6 protein-coding genes and 3 rRNA genes are annotated in these 16635 nt (G+C 66.5%); 6 read left to right on the top strand and 3 right to left on the bottom strand.

Annotation, left to right across the window (positions count from 1 at the left end):
- Positions 1-67: 67 nt before the first annotated feature.
- From ACQCSX_RS14155 to ACQCSX_RS14130, 6 genes are all read left to right on the top strand, one after another.
- A complete protein-coding gene (locus ACQCSX_RS14155) occupies positions 68-3847 on the top strand; it encodes a TM0106 family RecB-like putative nuclease (protein ID WP_427015926.1) in 3780 nt (1259 codons plus the stop codon).
- A 92-nt stretch (positions 3848-3939) separates the two neighbouring features.
- Positions 3940-5871, top strand: a complete 1932-nt coding sequence (locus tag ACQCSX_RS14150; protein ID WP_427015925.1) for a hypothetical protein — start codon at positions 3940-3942, stop codon at positions 5869-5871.
- Between the two features lie 145 nt (positions 5872-6016).
- Complete coding sequence (locus ACQCSX_RS14145) at positions 6017-7486, top strand: DUF3375 domain-containing protein (RefSeq protein ID WP_427015924.1); 1470 nt, start codon at positions 6017-6019, stop codon at positions 7484-7486.
- Positions 7476-8297, top strand: coding sequence for a DUF4194 domain-containing protein (locus tag ACQCSX_RS14140; protein ID WP_427015923.1), 822 nt, complete (start codon positions 7476-7478; stop codon positions 8295-8297). The genes ACQCSX_RS14145 and ACQCSX_RS14140 overlap by 11 nt, the downstream gene beginning before the upstream one ends.
- Positions 8298-11600 (top strand): ATP-binding protein, encoded by a 3303-nt coding sequence (locus ACQCSX_RS14135; RefSeq protein WP_427015922.1) that lies wholly within the window; start codon positions 8298-8300, stop codon positions 11598-11600.
- 167 nt (positions 11601-11767) lie between these two features.
- Positions 11768-12202 carry an SRPBCC family protein gene (locus ACQCSX_RS14130; RefSeq protein WP_427015921.1) on the top strand — a complete coding sequence of 145 codons (435 nt, stop codon included), beginning with the start codon at positions 11768-11770 and terminating at the stop codon, positions 12200-12202.
- Positions 12203-12405: 203 nt separating this feature from the next.
- On the opposite strand, the gene rrf (ACQCSX_RS14125) is transcribed toward ACQCSX_RS14130, so the two are convergent.
- From rrf (ACQCSX_RS14125) to ACQCSX_RS14115, 3 genes are all read right to left on the bottom strand, one after another.
- Positions 12406-12522: ribosomal RNA gene (gene rrf / locus ACQCSX_RS14125) — 5S ribosomal RNA — on the bottom strand.
- Positions 12523-12927: 405 nt separating this feature from the next.
- Positions 12928-13044, bottom strand: a 5S ribosomal RNA gene (rrf, locus tag ACQCSX_RS14120).
- Between the two features lie 252 nt (positions 13045-13296).
- Positions 13297-16426: ribosomal RNA gene (locus ACQCSX_RS14115) — 23S ribosomal RNA — on the bottom strand.
- Positions 16427-16635: the final 209 nt, after the last annotated feature.

Genomic DNA, 16635 nt, shown 5'->3' with positions numbered 1-16635 from the left:
GTCATAGCCACTTGCTAGATTCGACTAAGCGCCGGGATGCTCCCGGTGGCACGGCAGCGGAGGCCCCATGTTCCTGCTTGAATCATCCACGCCCGGCATGCCTGCGGATCTTGTCTTCTCCGCGAGCGACCTGGTGGCCGCCAGTGAATGCGAGTACCGCACGCTGCGCGTCCTGGACGAGAAGCTGGAACGCGCCCCCAAGTCCGTCTTCCCCGCCGATGAGATGCGCCAGCGGGCAGCCGTGCTCGGCGATGTGCACGAACGCAAGCTGCTGGACTCGCTGCTGGGGGATCTGGGCCCGTGGGACCCGGCCGCCGGCACGGGTGTGCTGGAGGTTCCCCGGGCGGCCCCCACCCGGGCGGACTTCGAGGCCAAGCACGCGGACACCATCACGGCCCTGAAGCACGGCGCCGGCGTCGTCTTCCAGGCCACTTTCTTCGCCCCCTCTGAGCCGGGGTTCGCCTTTGTTGGCTTTGCCGATTTCCTGGTCCGCTCCGACGTCGAGACTGACCTGGCGGCGGCCGCGGCGGCCGCCGGAGCCGATGCCGCCCCAACGCCCGGCGCCGCCGTGCCTCCTGCCACAGTGCCTCCGGCCGCAGCGCTCCGGGCCGGAGAAGCGGCCTCCTCCTACGCCGTCTGGGACACCAAGCTGGCCCGGCATGCGAAGGTGGGTGCGCTGCTGCAGCTGGCCGCCTACGCGGACCAGCTGCAGGCCGCCGGCATCGAGACCGCCCCGCTGGCCACCCTGGTGCTCGGCGACATGGGCCGGCAGTCCCACCCCCTGCGGGATCTGCTCCCCGTGTACCGCGAGCGCCGGGCCCGTTTCCTCGCGCTGGCCGGCGGGCACCGGGCCGCCACCTCCCCCGTCGAATGGGGTGCCGAGGGCATCACCGCGTGCGGGCGCTGCGACTATTGCGCCGGGCAAATTGCCCGGACCCGCGATCTGCTGCTCGTGGCGGGCATGACCACCGGTACGCGCCGCAAGCTGCGGGCCCGGAACATCTCCACCATTGACGATCTGGCCGCGCTGCCGGAGTCGGAGGCCGCGGGCCCCGTGGTGCGGCTGCGCAGCCAGGCCCGGATGCAGACCGGGCTGGAGGCCGCGGACGGGTCCCGCACGTTTGCCAAGGACGGACGGCAGCACACCGTCCACTACAAGGTGCTGTCCGGCGCCACCACCGCGGCACTGCCCAAGGCCAGCCCGGGCGACATCTTCTTCGATTTCGAGGGCGATCCGCTGTGGCAGGACCCCACCGGCGCCTGGGGCATTGAGTACCTCTTCGGCGTCGTCGAGTCACCCACCTCGGGGGAAACCGCAGCAGGTGACGACGGCACGGACCCGGTGTTCCGCCCCTTCTGGGCGCACTCCCGCGACGGCGAGCGCCGGGCCTTCCTGGACTTCCTGGACTACGTCCAGGCCCGGCGTGAAGCACATCCGGACATGCACGTCTACCACTACGCCGCCTACGAGAAGTCGGCCCTCCGCAGCCTGTCCCAGCGCCATGTGGGCGGGGAAGGCATTGTGGACGACTGGCTGAAGGACGGCCTGTTGGTGGATCTGTACGACACCGTGCGCCACTCGCTGCGCATCTCCGAGGCCAGCTACTCCATCAAGAAGCTCGAACCCCTCTACATGCGCGACAACCTGCGTTCGGGCGACGTGAAGGATGCCGGCGCATCGGTGGTGGCCTATGCGCAGTACTGCCAGGCCCGGGAGCTGGGGGACGGCGAGGCGGCGGCCCGGATCCTGTCCTCGATCGCCGATTACAACCACTACGACTGTCTCTCCACCCTGCGCCTGCGCGACTGGCTGCTGACGCTGCCCGTCCCCGGGCCAACGGAGGCCGAAAAGCAGGGCCTTTCCGCCCTTGCCGCCCTTGCCGCCCGGCAGGAAGCGCTCAAGGGCACCGCGGACGACGCCGGGGCGCCGGCCTATGAGCCGAGCCCCGAGGAGGTGAGGCTGCACGAGTATCTGGCAGCGCTGGCCGACGACGAGCACCACAGCTTCACCGACGACGAGCGTGCCATCGCCATGGTTGCCGCGGCCACCGGCTACCACCGCCGGGAAAACAAGCAGTTCTGGTGGGGGCACTTCGACAGGCTGGGCAAGTCCGTGGATGAGTGGCCCGAGGGCCGCAACGTCTTCGTGGTGGAGCGCTCGGAGGAGCTCGAGGGGTGGGCCAAGCCCAGCCCGCGGGCACGGACCGAGGCCCGCACCCTGCGGTTGAAGGGCACCATGTCGGACGGATCGGACTTCCGCCCCGGCACCAACTGGTTCGGCATGTTCGACCACCCCCTGCCCGAGGGCATGGGAGAGGCAACCAGTGGGCGGCCCGGGGCGGAACGGCAGCGCGGCGGCCTTTTTAGCACAACCGTCCTAGAAGCGGCGCCGGATCCGGCCAATCCGGAGTCCACCGTGCTGGTGGTCCAGGAAAAATCCTCGCTGAAGGTCCAGCCCTACAACCAGCTGCCCATGGCACTCACCCCGGACCAGCCCATCCGGACCGCCAGCATCCAGGAATCCCTGTCCGAGCTGGCCCGCACCGTGGGGTCCATGGTCCCCTCGCTGCCGAAGCACCCCGGCATCGACATCCTGCGCCGCCACACTCCCCGGCTGGCCACGCTCGACGCGCTGCCCGCCGTCGTCGCCGGGAAACACGGCGCGGACAACATTGCCGCCATCACCGCCGCCGTGCGGGATCTGGACTCCTCCTATCTGGCCGTGCAGGGCCCTCCGGGGACCGGAAAGACGCATGTGGGCTCCCATGTCATAGCCAATCTGGTGGCAGATGGCTGGAAGGTGGGCGTGGTGGGGCAGGCGCATGCCGTCGTCGAGAACATGCTCACGGCCGCCGTCGAGAAGGCCGGCGTCGACCCGGACCGGGTGGCCAAGAAGCCCAAAGGATCGGGCGAGGTCCCGTGGGCCGTGACGGACGACAAGAAGTTCGCCGCCCTGCTGGCCGGGCCCGACGGCGCCCTGATCGGCGGCACTGCGTGGACGATGACGGGCGCCAACGTGCCCGCGGAATCGCTGGACCTGCTGGTGATTGACGAGGCAGGGCAGTTCTCGCTGGCCAACACGCTGGCGGTGTCGCGGGCGGCCAAGCGTTTGCTGTTGCTCGGTGACCCGCAGCAGCTCCCGCAGGTCACCCAGGGTTCGCATCCGGAACCCGTGGACGAGTCGGCCCTGGGCTGGCTCTCCCCGGGCCACCACACGCTGCCGGCGGAGCTGGGCTACTTCCTGGCCGATTCATGGCGCATGCACCCGCAGCTGTGCGGCGCCGTCTCCGCACTGAGCTACGACGGGCGGCTGAACTCCGCCCCGGCGGCGTCGCTGCGCCACCTGGCTGAGGTGCCCGCAGGGGTGGAAACGGTGCTCGTGGAGCACACCGGCAACACCGTGTCCTCGCCGGAGGAGGCCCGCGAGGTGGTGGCCCAGGCGCGGCTGCATCTGGGGCTGGCCTGGACGGGGGGAGCCGGGGCGGAACCGCGCCCGCTTGAGCAGGAGGACATTCTGGTGGTGGCCGCCTACAACGCCCAGATCCACCGGGTCCGCGATGCATTGGACGCCGCGGGCCTGCCCGGGGTCCGGGTGGGCACCGTTGACAAGTTCCAAGGCCAGGAGGCGCCGGTGGTGCTGGTAACCATGGCGTGTTCGGACATTGCCGAGACGCCCCGCGGCGCCGAATTCCTGCTCAACCGCAACCGCATCAACGTGGCCATCTCACGCGGCCAGTGGCGGGCTGTTCTCATCCGGTCCGGCCAGCTGACCAATTACATGCCCTCCCGGCCGGAGGCGCTGGAAGAGTTGGGCGCATTCATCGGCCTCTGCGGAGATTCCCCCTGATAATGCCTGCCGCGCCACGTACTCTTTGATGTTAAGGCACAGGGGCCGCAGGGCCGCCGGCTGCCTGGACATCTCTCGGAGCGGAGGAGCGCATGGGTTCACGGAAGCGGCAACACGCCAAACCTGCCGCCGCCAAGCCCCCGGTGGAGGAGCCCGCCACCGCGCCCTTGCGCATGGCCCCCCAGCGGCTCGCCGCCTGGCTGCTCGATCCCGACCGCACCGACGTCGTCGTGGTGGTCTCGCACTGGCCCGAACACCCCGAAGCCCACGCGGACGCGGCACAGATCGCCGCCAAGCTGGACGGGATTGCCAAGGTGGCGCTGGTCATCAGCGGGCGGGAAACCCTCACGCTGGAGGCCGCCCTGACCAAGATGTCGGGCATCTTCAACAATGCCGTCCGCGCCTACGGGCCGGGCACCGCCTGGCTCAAGGACCCCTACAACAGCCCGCTGCACATCATCCACAGTGCCGCCGAGCTCGAAAGCGCCGCCACCAAGGTGGTGCACGACGCCGAGGACCTGGCCGCCGCCGCGCAATGGAACAGCCGGAGCGCACCGGCCCAGGCTCCGGCGCCGTCCGTCCAGGCCCTGGGGACCATCAAGCAGCCCAGCTCCGATGGCCTGGTGGCCTTCGCCCTGCTCGGGCAGGGCATGGCCGTCGTGCACAAGGCCCACCACCTGCCCGACGTCCCGCTGAATTGGCTGCTTGCCGATGGGCAGCAGGTCCACGGACTGCACCACCGCTCCGACAACAGCTTCCACATTCCGCTGGCCCACGCCCCGGTCAGCGTCAACCGCACCTACCCGAGCGGCGCGGTGGCCCTGGCGCTGGTGACGGCGGTACGTCCCGACCGCGCCACGGTCATGCTCTACCCGGGCCACTCCATGGACATCCCGCTGCACCTGATCACCTCCAACGACATCGACACCGCCGATGACCTCCTCAGCGTGGGCGAGGTGGTGGCCGTCCGTGTGGCCCGGGAGCAGGGCCGGGTGGTGCTGTCCATGCTGGACGTGGACGACGACGAGGACATTGTCCCCCCGCCTGCCCTGCTGGTCGGCGGGACGCCTTGGCTGGAGCTGGGACGCAACCTGTACGACGACGACCCCGCCGTGGACGGCGGTGCGGCACTGCAGTCCGCCACGTCGCCTGCCGCAGGCGCCGCCGGCACGGAGGATCCCCTGTCCGCCGGACCCCTGCCGGCGGCCGGCGGCCCGGGATCCGTGGCCGCTCCCCCACCCCAGCCCACGGCCGCCCCGGCTGCCGGAGCCCTCCCGCAGGCACTGCTCCGGGTGGACGCGCTCAAGGCGGAGAACGGCGTCCTGAAAACGGAGGCCACCGGCCTGCGGGATGAGATCGGGCATCTGCGCCGCCAGCTGGCGAACGGCACCGCGGGCCAGGCCCAGCTGGCCAAGCTGGGCGCCAAGCTTGAGGCCGAGCGTGAGGAAGCCAGGGAATTCGCGGCCGAGCTCAACGATGCCCAGGGCCAGGTCAGGGAAATGCAGCGCAAGCTGCGCGACGCCGAGGGCAAGCTCCGCGAGCTGAAAACCAAGAACCGCAATGCGTCCAAGTCGGTGGGCAAGCAGAGCATCCGGGCCTCGCGGGACTGGTTCGCCACGAATGAGGAGTATGTCCGGTTTGCGGTGGCGCAGGCGTGGGCGCGGTACGTCCCCGCCGAGGACAAGGCGGAGTTCCCGCTCCATGGCTACCGCGTGGGCCCGGATTTCCACGGCTCGCTGGCGGCAACGCCGGAAGACAAGCGGGGCAAGGCCCTGCGGGCCGTCGTGGACCTGGTGGCCAACCGTGCCGAGGCCCTGCGCAAACGTGAGGCCCACCCGCTGCGCATCGGCAACGCCAGCAGCGCTCCCGTGATCACCAGGGTCCGGGACGGATCCACCGACTCCTGCTGGCGCCTCTATGTGGAGGAAAAGAGCAGCGCCGCCCGCCGCCTGCACTATTGGAAGTGCGCCGACGGCACCATCGAGCTCAGCCGCATCGTCACGCACGAGGACATGGAGCCCTGAACCCCGCGAACCGGCACTTGTGGCCAGTCCGCCGGCCCAACACTGCCCACAAGTGCCGGTTCGCGGGGGCACACCGAAGGCACAGCCCGATGGCATAAAATGGGACACTACCCTCCCCTCAGCCCGGCCCGGCAGAAAGTACGTGATGCGCTCCACTGACAACGCCGTGGCCAACTGGCATGCCCAGAAGGAACTTCGGCTGGGCCCCGCCTGGAAACTGCTCTCCGCCGCGCCCTGGACCGTGGCCTTCCTGCGCGCGGAATTCATCCCCGGCCGGCCCCGCATCCCCCTGGAGGAGTTCCACGGCGCGCTGGCCGCCTTCCTGAAGGAGCTCCGGCACGAAAGCCTGAGCCTCAACGACGCCTGGCAGGCCTCCAACTACGCCGATTCCTGGGTCCGCAACCAATTCCTGGCCCGCCCCATGGTGGACGGCCAGTTTGTCTACGAGGCCACCGCCGCCACGGCGCGCGTGCTGCACTTTGTCGATGCCTTCACCCTCGAGCGCACCAACCTCAACAGCTCCCGGCTGAGCACGCTCCTGACCTCCTTGGAGACGCTGTCCTACCAGACGGACCCCAACCCGGATACCCGGATCGCCCAGCTGGAGGCGGAGATTGCGGACCGCCAGTCGGAGGTCGAGGCGCTGAAGAACGGCCAGAACCCCGCTGTCCTCTCCACGGACACCGCCGTCGCCGCGGCCCGCAGCGTCCTGGACCTGGCCTCCACCCTGCCCGCGGACTTCAAGCGCATGCGCGACGGCGTGGAGCGCATGCTGCACACGATCCGGCAGGAAATCATGGAGTCCTCCATGGCCAAGGGCGTGGCCGTCGGCCAGGTCCTTGAAGGCGACAAGGTGCTGCGCAGCACCGCCGAGGGCGAGACCTTCCGCGGCTTCACCGAATTCCTCAACGACCCCCAGCAGCAGGCCCGGTTCCGCCAGAGTGTCAACGAGGTGCTGGAGCGCGAGTTCGTGGACCAGCTCACCGCCGAGGAGCGCACCACGCTGGCCACCCTGGTCCGCGAACTGCGCCGCCAGGCCTCCGACGTCCACGCGATCTATGGCCGGCTTTCGGAGAGCCTGCACACCTACGTCCAGAGCGACGAGTTCCGCGAGTCGATGCTGCTGCGCAAGGCCATCCGCGCCGCCGAGGTGGCCGTGGCCAACTCCCCGCACCTGCGTCCGCGCACCCCCGTGGTGGCTCCGCTGCTGTACGGGCCGGAGTTTGAGACGCTGGCCGGGCTGGGCATCTTCAACCCGGCGGACCACATTCCGCCGCCCAAGCTGGCCGCCCCGCCGGCGCTGAGCGATGCCGACATCCACCGCACGCCCAACACGCCGGCCGCGGACATGACCCGCCTGCACGACGCCGTCGCGCGCGTCCGTGCGGCCTCGGGTGGGGGCCGTGCCACCCTGGGGGCGGCCTTCGAGGCGCTGCCGGCCGAGCTGCGGCACATCAACTCCGTCCGGGGCTTGGTGCTTGCCGCCCGCGGCACCGACGCCGACATTGACCACCAGCAGTACCAGCAGGTGCAGTACACCCAGATCGACGGCGCCACCCGCACCGCCTACCTGCCACTGATCACCTTCACGGAGGACTCCCGCCATGAGCACTAGCGTTGACATCCACGACGACGGCGGGGCTCCAGCCGCGTCCGCCCAGCCGGTCCCCGGGCTGCCCGGGACAACGCCGCGGGGAACCGCCGGCGCGGCCAACCCGAGCGATGCCTACCGCGGCGAGCGGGCGCTGTTCGACGGCGACACCGGCCAGTTCTCGCTGGAGATCCGCCAGGCCCTGGTGCGGCTGCTGCGCGGTCCGTATGTGGACGGCGCCGCCGATCCGCGGCTGTGGACCGCCATCGTGGACCACCGTCAGGCCCTCCAGCGCTATCTGAGCGAAATCTTCCTGCTGCTGACCATCGATTCCGAGCGCAAAGTCGCCCTGTTGACCCCGGCGGATATCGAAGCCACGCACAGCGCCCCCATCACGCCCCGGCGGCCGCTGCGCCGCGAGGAGACGCTGCTGGCGCTGCGGCTGCGCCTGCTGCTGGACCGCCACGCGGGCTCGGGCACCGACGCCACCATTTCCCGCGCCGGCGCCCGGGAGATCCTGGGCGAGCACCGCCAGCCCGGCGCCGTCGACGACAAGCGCCTGGAGGAGCTCACCGATTCCGCCCTGGCCCGCCTGCTGGCCCTGCGCCTGCTGCTGCCCACCGAGCTGGACAACGTCTACCGGGTCAGCAACGCGCTGGCCCTGGCCCTGCCGTTCGATTCCGTGGAACAGATTCCCGCCTACCTCCAGGCCCTGGACCGCAGCGCCGGGGACACCCTGGACCTCGGGCTCGAGCTGGAACTGGACGCCGATGGATCCGACGGGTCCGGGAACGACGACGCCGTGGACCCCGCTGTTGCCGAGGAAGGCCGCTAAATGAGCATCGCCCAGACCCTGCCGATCGGCGAGGACATCAACCCCGGCCAGTACCGGCTCAGCTCCATCCAGGTCATCAACTGGGGCACCTTCCACGGTCGGCACGCCATGTACGTCGACCGCGCCGGCACACTGCTCACGGGCCAGCCCGGCGTGGGCAAGTCCACCCTCTTTGACGGCATCCAGCACATCTTCTACGCCGCGCCCCGGCTCAACGAGTCGGCGCACGAGGCCTCGGACCGCAAGGACCGGCGCACCACCTTCAGCTACATGCGCGGGCGCAAGCTCAAGACCGCCTCGGGCACCACCTACCAGCGGCCCAGCGCCACCTGGTCCGCCGTCGCCCTCGTCTTTGCGGATGGCCTGGGCCGGAAGGTGACCATCGCGGCCCTGTTTGACCTGCCGGCCAACGGGCTCGAGGGCTCCGTGGGCAAGCACTACCTGATCCACGACAAACCGCTGGACACCGCGGCGCTGGAAAACCACGGCAGCCGCCGGTTCTCGCCGTCGTCGCTGCACGCGGCCCTGCCCGGCTCCGAGGCCTTTGACACGCACAAGACCTTTGCCGAGCGTTTCCGCCGCCGGCTGGGCATCGACAACGACAAGGCCTTCTCCCTGCTGCGCACCCTGCAGAACGGCAAGGGCCTGGACAAGGGCGTCAACAAGTTCTTTCGCTACGAGGTGCTGGACATTCCCTCCACCCTGGCCGCCGCCCGCGGTGCGGTGGAGGACTTCAGCCACCTGCGCGGCATCTACCGCCAGCTGGAGGAGGCCCGGGCCCAGCGCGACGCCCTGGCGCATGTGCCCGCCCAGCACCAGCAGTACCAGGAGCTGCACACCCAGCTTGGCCGCACGGCCGAGCTAAAAAACATCCAGCTGCCACTGGTGCGCCAGCAATTCCAGGCCGAACTGCTGGCCGCCAGGTCCACCGCCCTGCGCGAGGAGCACCAGGACAAGGCCGCGCAGATCCGCGCGGCGGCCGAGGCCAAGGAGGCAGCCCAGGCTGCCGTCGCCCAGCTGGACGAGCAGCACGCCAACCACGGCGGCCGGGCGATCGAGGCGCTGGAGAAGGACATCCGTGCCGCCCGCCGCGAGCTTGAGGAGCGGCTGCGCCTGCAGTCCTCCGCGTGTGGGGATCTCGACGTCGCCGGGCTGGACTATGAGTGGAGCGACGCCGGTTTGGCCGCCGCCCGCCTGGCCGCGGCGGCCGCCGTCGAGCACCAGCGCAGCGAGGCGGAGGCCGCGCGCACGCTCGAATACGAGGCCGTGGCCGCGTCCATCAACACCAAGGCCACCGAGAAGAAGCTGCGCGCGGACATTGCCTCCTACGCCCGGCGCGGGAACAACATCGACGGCCTCAGCGCCGCCGCCCGCCGCCAGCTGTGCGCGGAGACCGGGATCGACGTCGAGCAGATGCCGTTCGCCGGCGAGCTGGTGGACATCGACGCCGAGCACCTGCCGTGGCGCCCCGCCGCCGAGAAGGCGCTGCGGTCCACGGCCACCACGCTGCTCATCCGCGCCCAGGACATCAAGGCCGTCACCAAGGCGATCAACGCCATGGACGGTCACGGCAAGTTGCGCTGGATCAACATCGGCGTGGCCCCCCGCCCGGCCGATGCCGGGGACAACGATCTGGTCACCAAGCTGGAGTTCAAGAATTCCGACGCCGGTGCCTGGCTGCGCGCCAAGATCACCCGCGATTTCAGCTTCCACTGCGTGGACACCGACGCCGAGCTGCACGGCCATGACCGCGCCATCTCGCTGGCCGGCACGCTGAAGGTCAACTCCAACACCTTTGAGCGCGACACCCGCACCGTGAACCCCGGCGACTACCTGCTGGGCTTCAACAACGTGGAGAAGATCGCCCGGCTGGAGGCGGAGGCGGACAGCATTGCCGCCGCGCACGTCCAGGCCACCGCCCTGGCGGACCAGCGCAGCAAGGCTAAGGAGCAGCTGGCGGGCCGGCTGGACGCCCTGCAGCGCGTCTCCCGCGATGCCCGCCCGTTCGCCGAGCTGGACAGCGCAGCGCTAGCGGCCGGCCTGGAGCAGCTCACGACGGCACTGCAGGCCACGGTTGACTCCAGCGCCACGCTCGCCGCGATCCGGGACTCCCTGTCGGCTGCCAAGGGCGAGCTGGAAAGCGCCGTCGGCCGCCTTGCCGTACTGAACCACGATCTGGCCGGAATCGACGGCGACCTGGTGCGCGCGCAGACCTCCGCAACCAACACCGCAGCCCGCGCCGAGGCCAATCCGGCCGCCGACTGGGCCGAGGAGGAACTGGCCGCTTTCCTGCCCGACGGCGGGCCCACCACGCTGGACGAGGTGGAGTCGGTCTTCGCCACGTGCACGCTGGCCCTGGGTGAGCGATCCGCCGCCCTGAAGGAGCGCCTGCTCCGCACCGAACTGGCCCTGACGGATACGTTCAAGGCCTTCGCCCGCGAGTTTGGGCCGCAGCACAGCGCCTCCTTCGGCACCGCCGTCGACGCCGCCACCCATTACGAGGAGCTGTACCAGCAGATCATCTCCGAGGGCCTGCCGCAGCGCCAGGACGAGTTCCGCGAGTACTTCAACAACCGCTCCTACGAACGCTTCTCCGACCTGCTGCAGCTGCTCGAAGAGGAGCGCCGCGCCATCGAGGAGCGCATCCTGCCGCTCAACCAGATCCTGGACGACGTGCCCTTTGAAAAGGGCAGCCGGCTCAAGCTGGAGGTGCGCACCACCGTCCCCGATGAGGCCCGCGCCTTCCGTGCGGACCTCAAGGACGCTCTCGGCAACGCCTATGTGAAGCCCACGGAGGAGAAGATGGCCTCCAGCTACAAGGCGCTGGAGCGCCTCGTGGACGCGCTCAACGATCCCGCCCAGCAGCATTGGGCGGACACCGTGCTGGATGTGCGCCAGCATGTGACCATCAGCTGCAACGAACACCGCCCCGGCGGCGACGTCGAGCTGGGTCTGGAGCCCGGCACCCTCTCCGGCGGCGAGGGGCAGCGCTTCACGTCCTTCATTATGGGCGCGGCACTGGCCTACCAGCTGGGCATCGACAGCCAGGGCTACAGCACCTACGGCACGGTGATGATCGACGAGGCCTTCATCCAGGCCAACGCCGAGTACGCCGGTGCCGGCATCAACGCCCTGCAGGAGTTCGGCTTCCAGCTGCTCTTGGCCGCCCCCGAGGACAAGGTGGACCTCTCCAAGCACCTGGGCTCCGTCACCGACATCATCAAGCACCCGCAGGCCAACGTCTCCGGGTTCCTCTCCACCGGAAAGTCCCCCGCGACGCCCACGGACATCATCCTGCGCTAGCGCAACATGACAACTTGTGACCCAGCGTTGCGCCATCTGACGCAACGCTGGGCCATGCCCCGTCACCCGGTCTAGCCTTACGTAGACCGACCACAGCCGAGGGGACAGACGGGCACAACGCTATGCAGACAACGACGCACGGGATCGCAATTGATGCACCTGTCGCTGTGGTCTTTGAAACCCTCCGCGAGTCCACCCATTGGCGGAACATCAGCGGGCTGACGGTGTACGCCGAACGGATCACCGACGGCGCGGACGACGACCTCCTGCGGATCTCCACGGTGATGGGCGGGGAGCTCAACTCCTGCACCCTCACGCGCACCCTCGACGCCGGCAACGGCACCATCTACTTCCAGCAGACCGACCCCATCGAGCCACTGCTGGCCTTTGGCGGCGAATGGACAGTTGCGGAGGGCGAGGTGGGAACCATCGTCACCATCCAGCATGATTTCGACGTCGACGGCGGCGCGGACGCCTCGTCCTGGCTGCTGCAGACCATCGACGAGGGCAACCGTTGGGAATTGGATGCCCTCAAGCTCACCGCCGAATGGCTGGCCGGGCTGCTGCGGACGCACGAAGGCGCCTCCGCGATCCCTGATTGACCCTGCCGGGCCCGGTGATTGAGCCTGCCGAAATCCCCGGCGCAGGTTCCCGGGCGGCCCGGCCAGCGGTTCGGTGATCGACCAAGGCCGTCCGCGGCCGCGTGGAGATCCGGTGATTGAGTTTGTCGAAATTACCGGCCCGGAAAGGGTGTTAAATGCGGAAAGGCCCCGCACCGATTGGTGCGGGGCCTAACCTAATGGTTGTCCGGCGGCGTCCTACTCTCCCACACCCTCACGAGTGCAGTACCATCGGCGCTGTGGGCCTTAGCTTCCGGGTTCGGAATGGGACCGGGCGTTTCCCCCACGCTGTGACCGCCGTAACTCTACCTCCACACACCACACCATGAACCAGTGCAGCGGGGAAAACCAGGGAAACGATGTCGTTCAAACAATCATTCATTCAATTATCACCCACACCGGGCCCCAAAGGGAAATCCGTGGCGGGTGTTTGTTCCCACACAACGACGGTTGTTGGTGGGGAACCCCATAGTGGACGCAAGCATGCAGTGACCTCCACACCCTTAGGTGGCGAACCCCTTAGCCCTAAGGCCGTCCGCAGCCGCGTGGAGGTCCGGGGGCACGGCCTGGCGGTCCGGGGCCGGGCCTGCCGGCATCCCCGTCGGCGCGGGGGCCGGGCGTGCCGGAATCACCGCCCCCGGCCCCCAAAACGGGTGTTAAATGCGGGCAGGCCCCGCACCAACGGTGCGGGGCCTGCCCTAATGGGTGTCCGGCGGCGTCCTACTCTCCCACACCCTCACGAGTGCAGTACCATCGGCGCTGTGGGCCTTAGCTTCCGGGTTCGGAATGGGACCGGGCGTTTCCCCCACGCTGTGACCGCCGTAACTCTACCTCCACACACCACACCCTGGCCTTTTCAGGCGGGGTGGTGCGGGAAAACCAGGGAAACGTGTGTCGTTTCATTCATTTATCACCCGTGCCGGGGCTTCCGAGGGGAAACCCGTGGCGGGTGTTCGTCCCCCGCGCAACAACGGAAGTTGTTGGCCGGGAACCACATAGTGGACGCAAGCATGCAGTGACCTCCACACCCTTAGGTGGTAAACCCCTTTTGAAGAACGGGTTCACCCAGGTGTGGGGTGGTGTAAGTTATCGGCCTATTAGTACCGGTCAGCTTCACGAGTCGTTAGTCCTCGCTTCCACATCCGGCCTATCAACCCAGTGGTCTGGCTGGGGGCCTCTCGAACCAAAGTTCATGGAAATCTCATCTCGAAGCGAGCTTCCCGCTTAGATGCTTTCAGCGGTTATCCCATCCGAACGTAGCTAATCAGCGGTGCACTTGGCAGTACAACTGACACACCAGAGGTTCGTCCGTCCCGGTCCTCTCGTACTAAGGACAGCCCTTCTCAAATTTCCTGCGCGCGCAGCGGATAGGGACCGAACTGTCTCACGACGTTCTAAACCCAGCTCGCGTACCGCTTTAATGGGCGAACAGCCCAACCCTTGGGACCTACTCCAGCCCCAGGATGCGACGAGCCGACATCGAGGTGCCAAACCATGCCGTCGATATGGACTCTTGGGCAAGATCAGCCTGTTATCCCCGAGGTACCTTTTATCCGTTGAGCGACGGCCATTCCACAATGTGCCGCCGGATCACTAGTCCCGACTTTCGTCCCTGCTCGAGCTGTCGCTCTCACAGTCAAGCTCCCTTGTGCACTTACACTCGACACCTGATTGCCAACCAGGCTGAGGGAACCTTTGGGCGCCTCCGTTACTCTTTAGGAGGCAACCGCCCCAGTTAAACTACCCATCAGGCACTGTCCCTGACCCGGATTACGGGCCGAAGTTAGATGTCCAAAGTGACCAGAGTGGTATTTCAACGATGACTCCACACCAACTGGCGTTGGCGCTTCACAGTCTCCCACCTATCCTACACAAGCCACTCCGAACACCAATACCAAACTATAGTAAAGGTCTCGGGGTCTTTCCGTCCTGCTGCGCGTAACGAGCATCTTTACTCGTACTGCAATTTCGCCGAGTTTATGGTTGAGACAGCGGGGAAGTCGTTACTCCATTCGTGCAGGTCGGAACTTACCCGACAAGGAATTTCGCTACCTTAGGATGGTTATAGTTACCACCGCCGTTTACTGGGGCTTAAATTCTCAGCTTCGCCTTGCGGCTAACCGGTCCTCTTAACCTTCCAGCACCGGGCAGGAGTCAGTCCGTATACATCGTCTTGCGACTTCGCACGGACCTGTGTTTTTAGTAAACAGTCGCTTCCCCCTGGTCTCTGCGGCCCCGATCCCCTCCCCACCGCGCGGGTGGTTCAAGGTTGGGGCCCCCTTCTCCCGAAGTTACGGGGGCATTTTGCCGAGTTCCTTAACCATAATTCTCTCGATCGCCTTAGTATTCTCTACCTGATCACCTGTGTCGGTTTGGGGTACGGGCGGCTAAAACCTCGCGCCGATGCTTTTCTAGGCAGCATAGGATCACCGAATCCCCCCTTGACGGGGGTCCCATCAGATCTCAGGCATTTAAGGGCCGCGGATTTGCCTACGGCCCGCCCTACATCCTTAGACCGGGACAACCATCGCCCGGCTCGGCTACCTTCCTGCGTCACACCTGTTAATACGCTTGCCTCCCGGGATCTTCTCCCGCGCTCCACCAAAACCCTTCCACCACAAGGGTGTCCGGGCAGGCTTCGGGCGGTGAGTGTCCCCCGCTTGGCATGGGCGGTTTTTCGCCGGTACGGGAATATCAACCCGTTGTCCATCGACTACGCCTGTCGGCCTCGCCTTAGGTCCCGACTTACCCAGGGCAGATTAGCTTGACCCTGGAACCCTTGATCATTCGGCGGACGGGTTTCTCACCCGTCTTTCGCTACTCATGCCTGCATTCTCACTCGTGTGGGCTCCACCGCTGGTTTACACCGCGACTTCACTGCCCACACGACGCTCCCCTACCACTCCCGGCGGCTGAACCACGAAGGCTTGCCTGGTACCGGAAATCCACAACTTCGGCGGTGTACTTGAGCCCCGCTACATTGTCGGCGCGGAATCACTTGACCAGTGAGCTATTACGCACTCTTTTAAGGATGGCTGCTTCTAAGCCAACCTCCTGGTTGTCTTCGCAATCCCACATCCTTTCCCACTTAGCACACGCTTAGGGGCCTTAGTTGGTGGTCTGGGCTGTTTCCCTCTCGACTATGAAGCTTATCCCCCACAGTCTCACTGCTGCGCTCTCACTTGCCGGCATTCGGAGTTTGGCTGACGTCAGTAACCTTGTAGGGCCCATCGGCCATCCAGTAGCTCTACCTCCGGCAAGAAACACGCAACGCTGCACCTAAATGCATTTCGGGGAGAACCAGCTATCACGAAGTTTGATTGGCCTTTCACCCCTACCCACAGCTCATCCCCTCCATTTTCAACTGAAGTGGGTTCGGTCCTCCACGACGTCTTACCGTCGCTTCAACCTGGCCATGGGTAGATCACTTCGCTTCGGGTCTAGATCACGCCACTCACTCGCCCTATTCAGACTCGCTTTCGCTACGGCTTCCCCACACGGGTTAACCTCGCGACGTAACACTAACTCGCAGGCTCATTCTTCAAAAGGCACGCCATCACAGGAACCAAGCCTGCTCTGACGGTTTGTAAGCACACGGTTTCAGGTACTATTTCACTCCCCTCCCGGGGTACTTTTCACCTTTCCCTCACGGTACTTGTCCGCTATCGGTCATTAGGTAGTATTTAGGCTTATCAGGTGGTCCTGACAGATTCGCACGGGATTTCTCGGGCCCCGTGCTACTTGGGATGCTTCCCAGGCGGTGTAACAAGCATTTCGGTTACGGGACTCGCACCCTCTCCGGTCGGCCTTTCAAGACCGTTCACCTATGCCTACACTCTCACCTCACCAGTCCGGCAGAACTGGAATGGAAAGTCCCACAACCCCGACCATGCAACGCCCGCCGGCTATCACACATGGACCGGTTTAGCCTCGTCCGCGTTCGCTCGCCACTACTGACGGAATCACTGTTGTTTTCTCTTCCTGTGGGTACTGAGATGTTTCACTTCCCCACGTTCCCTCCACATGCCCTATGTGTTCAGGCATGGGTCACCACGTCACCTTGCGGCGCGTGGCGGGGTTTCCCCATTCGGACATCCTCGGATCACCGTTCGGTTATCAACTCCCCGAGGCTTATCGCAGATTCCTACGTCCTTCATCGGCTCCTAATGCCAAGGCATCCACCGTGTGCCCTTAAAAAACTTGACCACTTAGATCACAGAATTCAATATAATATTTCGAGAGAACCATGAAAACAGACACACCCAAGGGCGTGCCAGATCCAGGTTCATCAACTCATAAGAAATTGCTTCCTTTATAAGATGCTCGCGTCCACTATGTAGTTCTCAACCAACAACCCCGTCACACACCACACCCCGGAACCAACACCACCCTTTCGGGCGTGCCGGCGGACCCCG

It is taken from the genome of Pseudarthrobacter sp. P1 (assembly GCF_050156935.1).
In the GTDB taxonomy this organism is placed as follows: domain Bacteria; phylum Actinomycetota; class Actinomycetes; order Actinomycetales; family Micrococcaceae; genus Specibacter.
This window is presented reverse-complemented; position numbering and strand designations above follow the sequence as displayed.

Excerpts from the sequence above, each read along its gene's own strand:
- ACQCSX_RS14155 (WP_427015926.1), top strand. The coding sequence starts at position 68 with ATGTTCCTGCTTGAATCATCCACGCCCGGCATGCCTGCGGATCTTGTC.
- ACQCSX_RS14150 (WP_427015925.1), top strand. The coding sequence starts at position 3,940 with ATGGGTTCACGGAAGCGGCAACACGCCAAACCTGCCGCCGCCAAGCCC.
- ACQCSX_RS14145 (WP_427015924.1), top strand. The coding sequence starts at position 6,017 with ATGCGCTCCACTGACAACGCCGTGGCCAACTGGCATGCCCAGAAGGAA.
- ACQCSX_RS14140 (WP_427015923.1), top strand. The coding sequence starts at position 7,476 with ATGAGCACTAGCGTTGACATCCACGACGACGGCGGGGCTCCAGCCGCG.
- ACQCSX_RS14135 (WP_427015922.1), top strand. The coding sequence starts at position 8,298 with ATGAGCATCGCCCAGACCCTGCCGATCGGCGAGGACATCAACCCCGGC.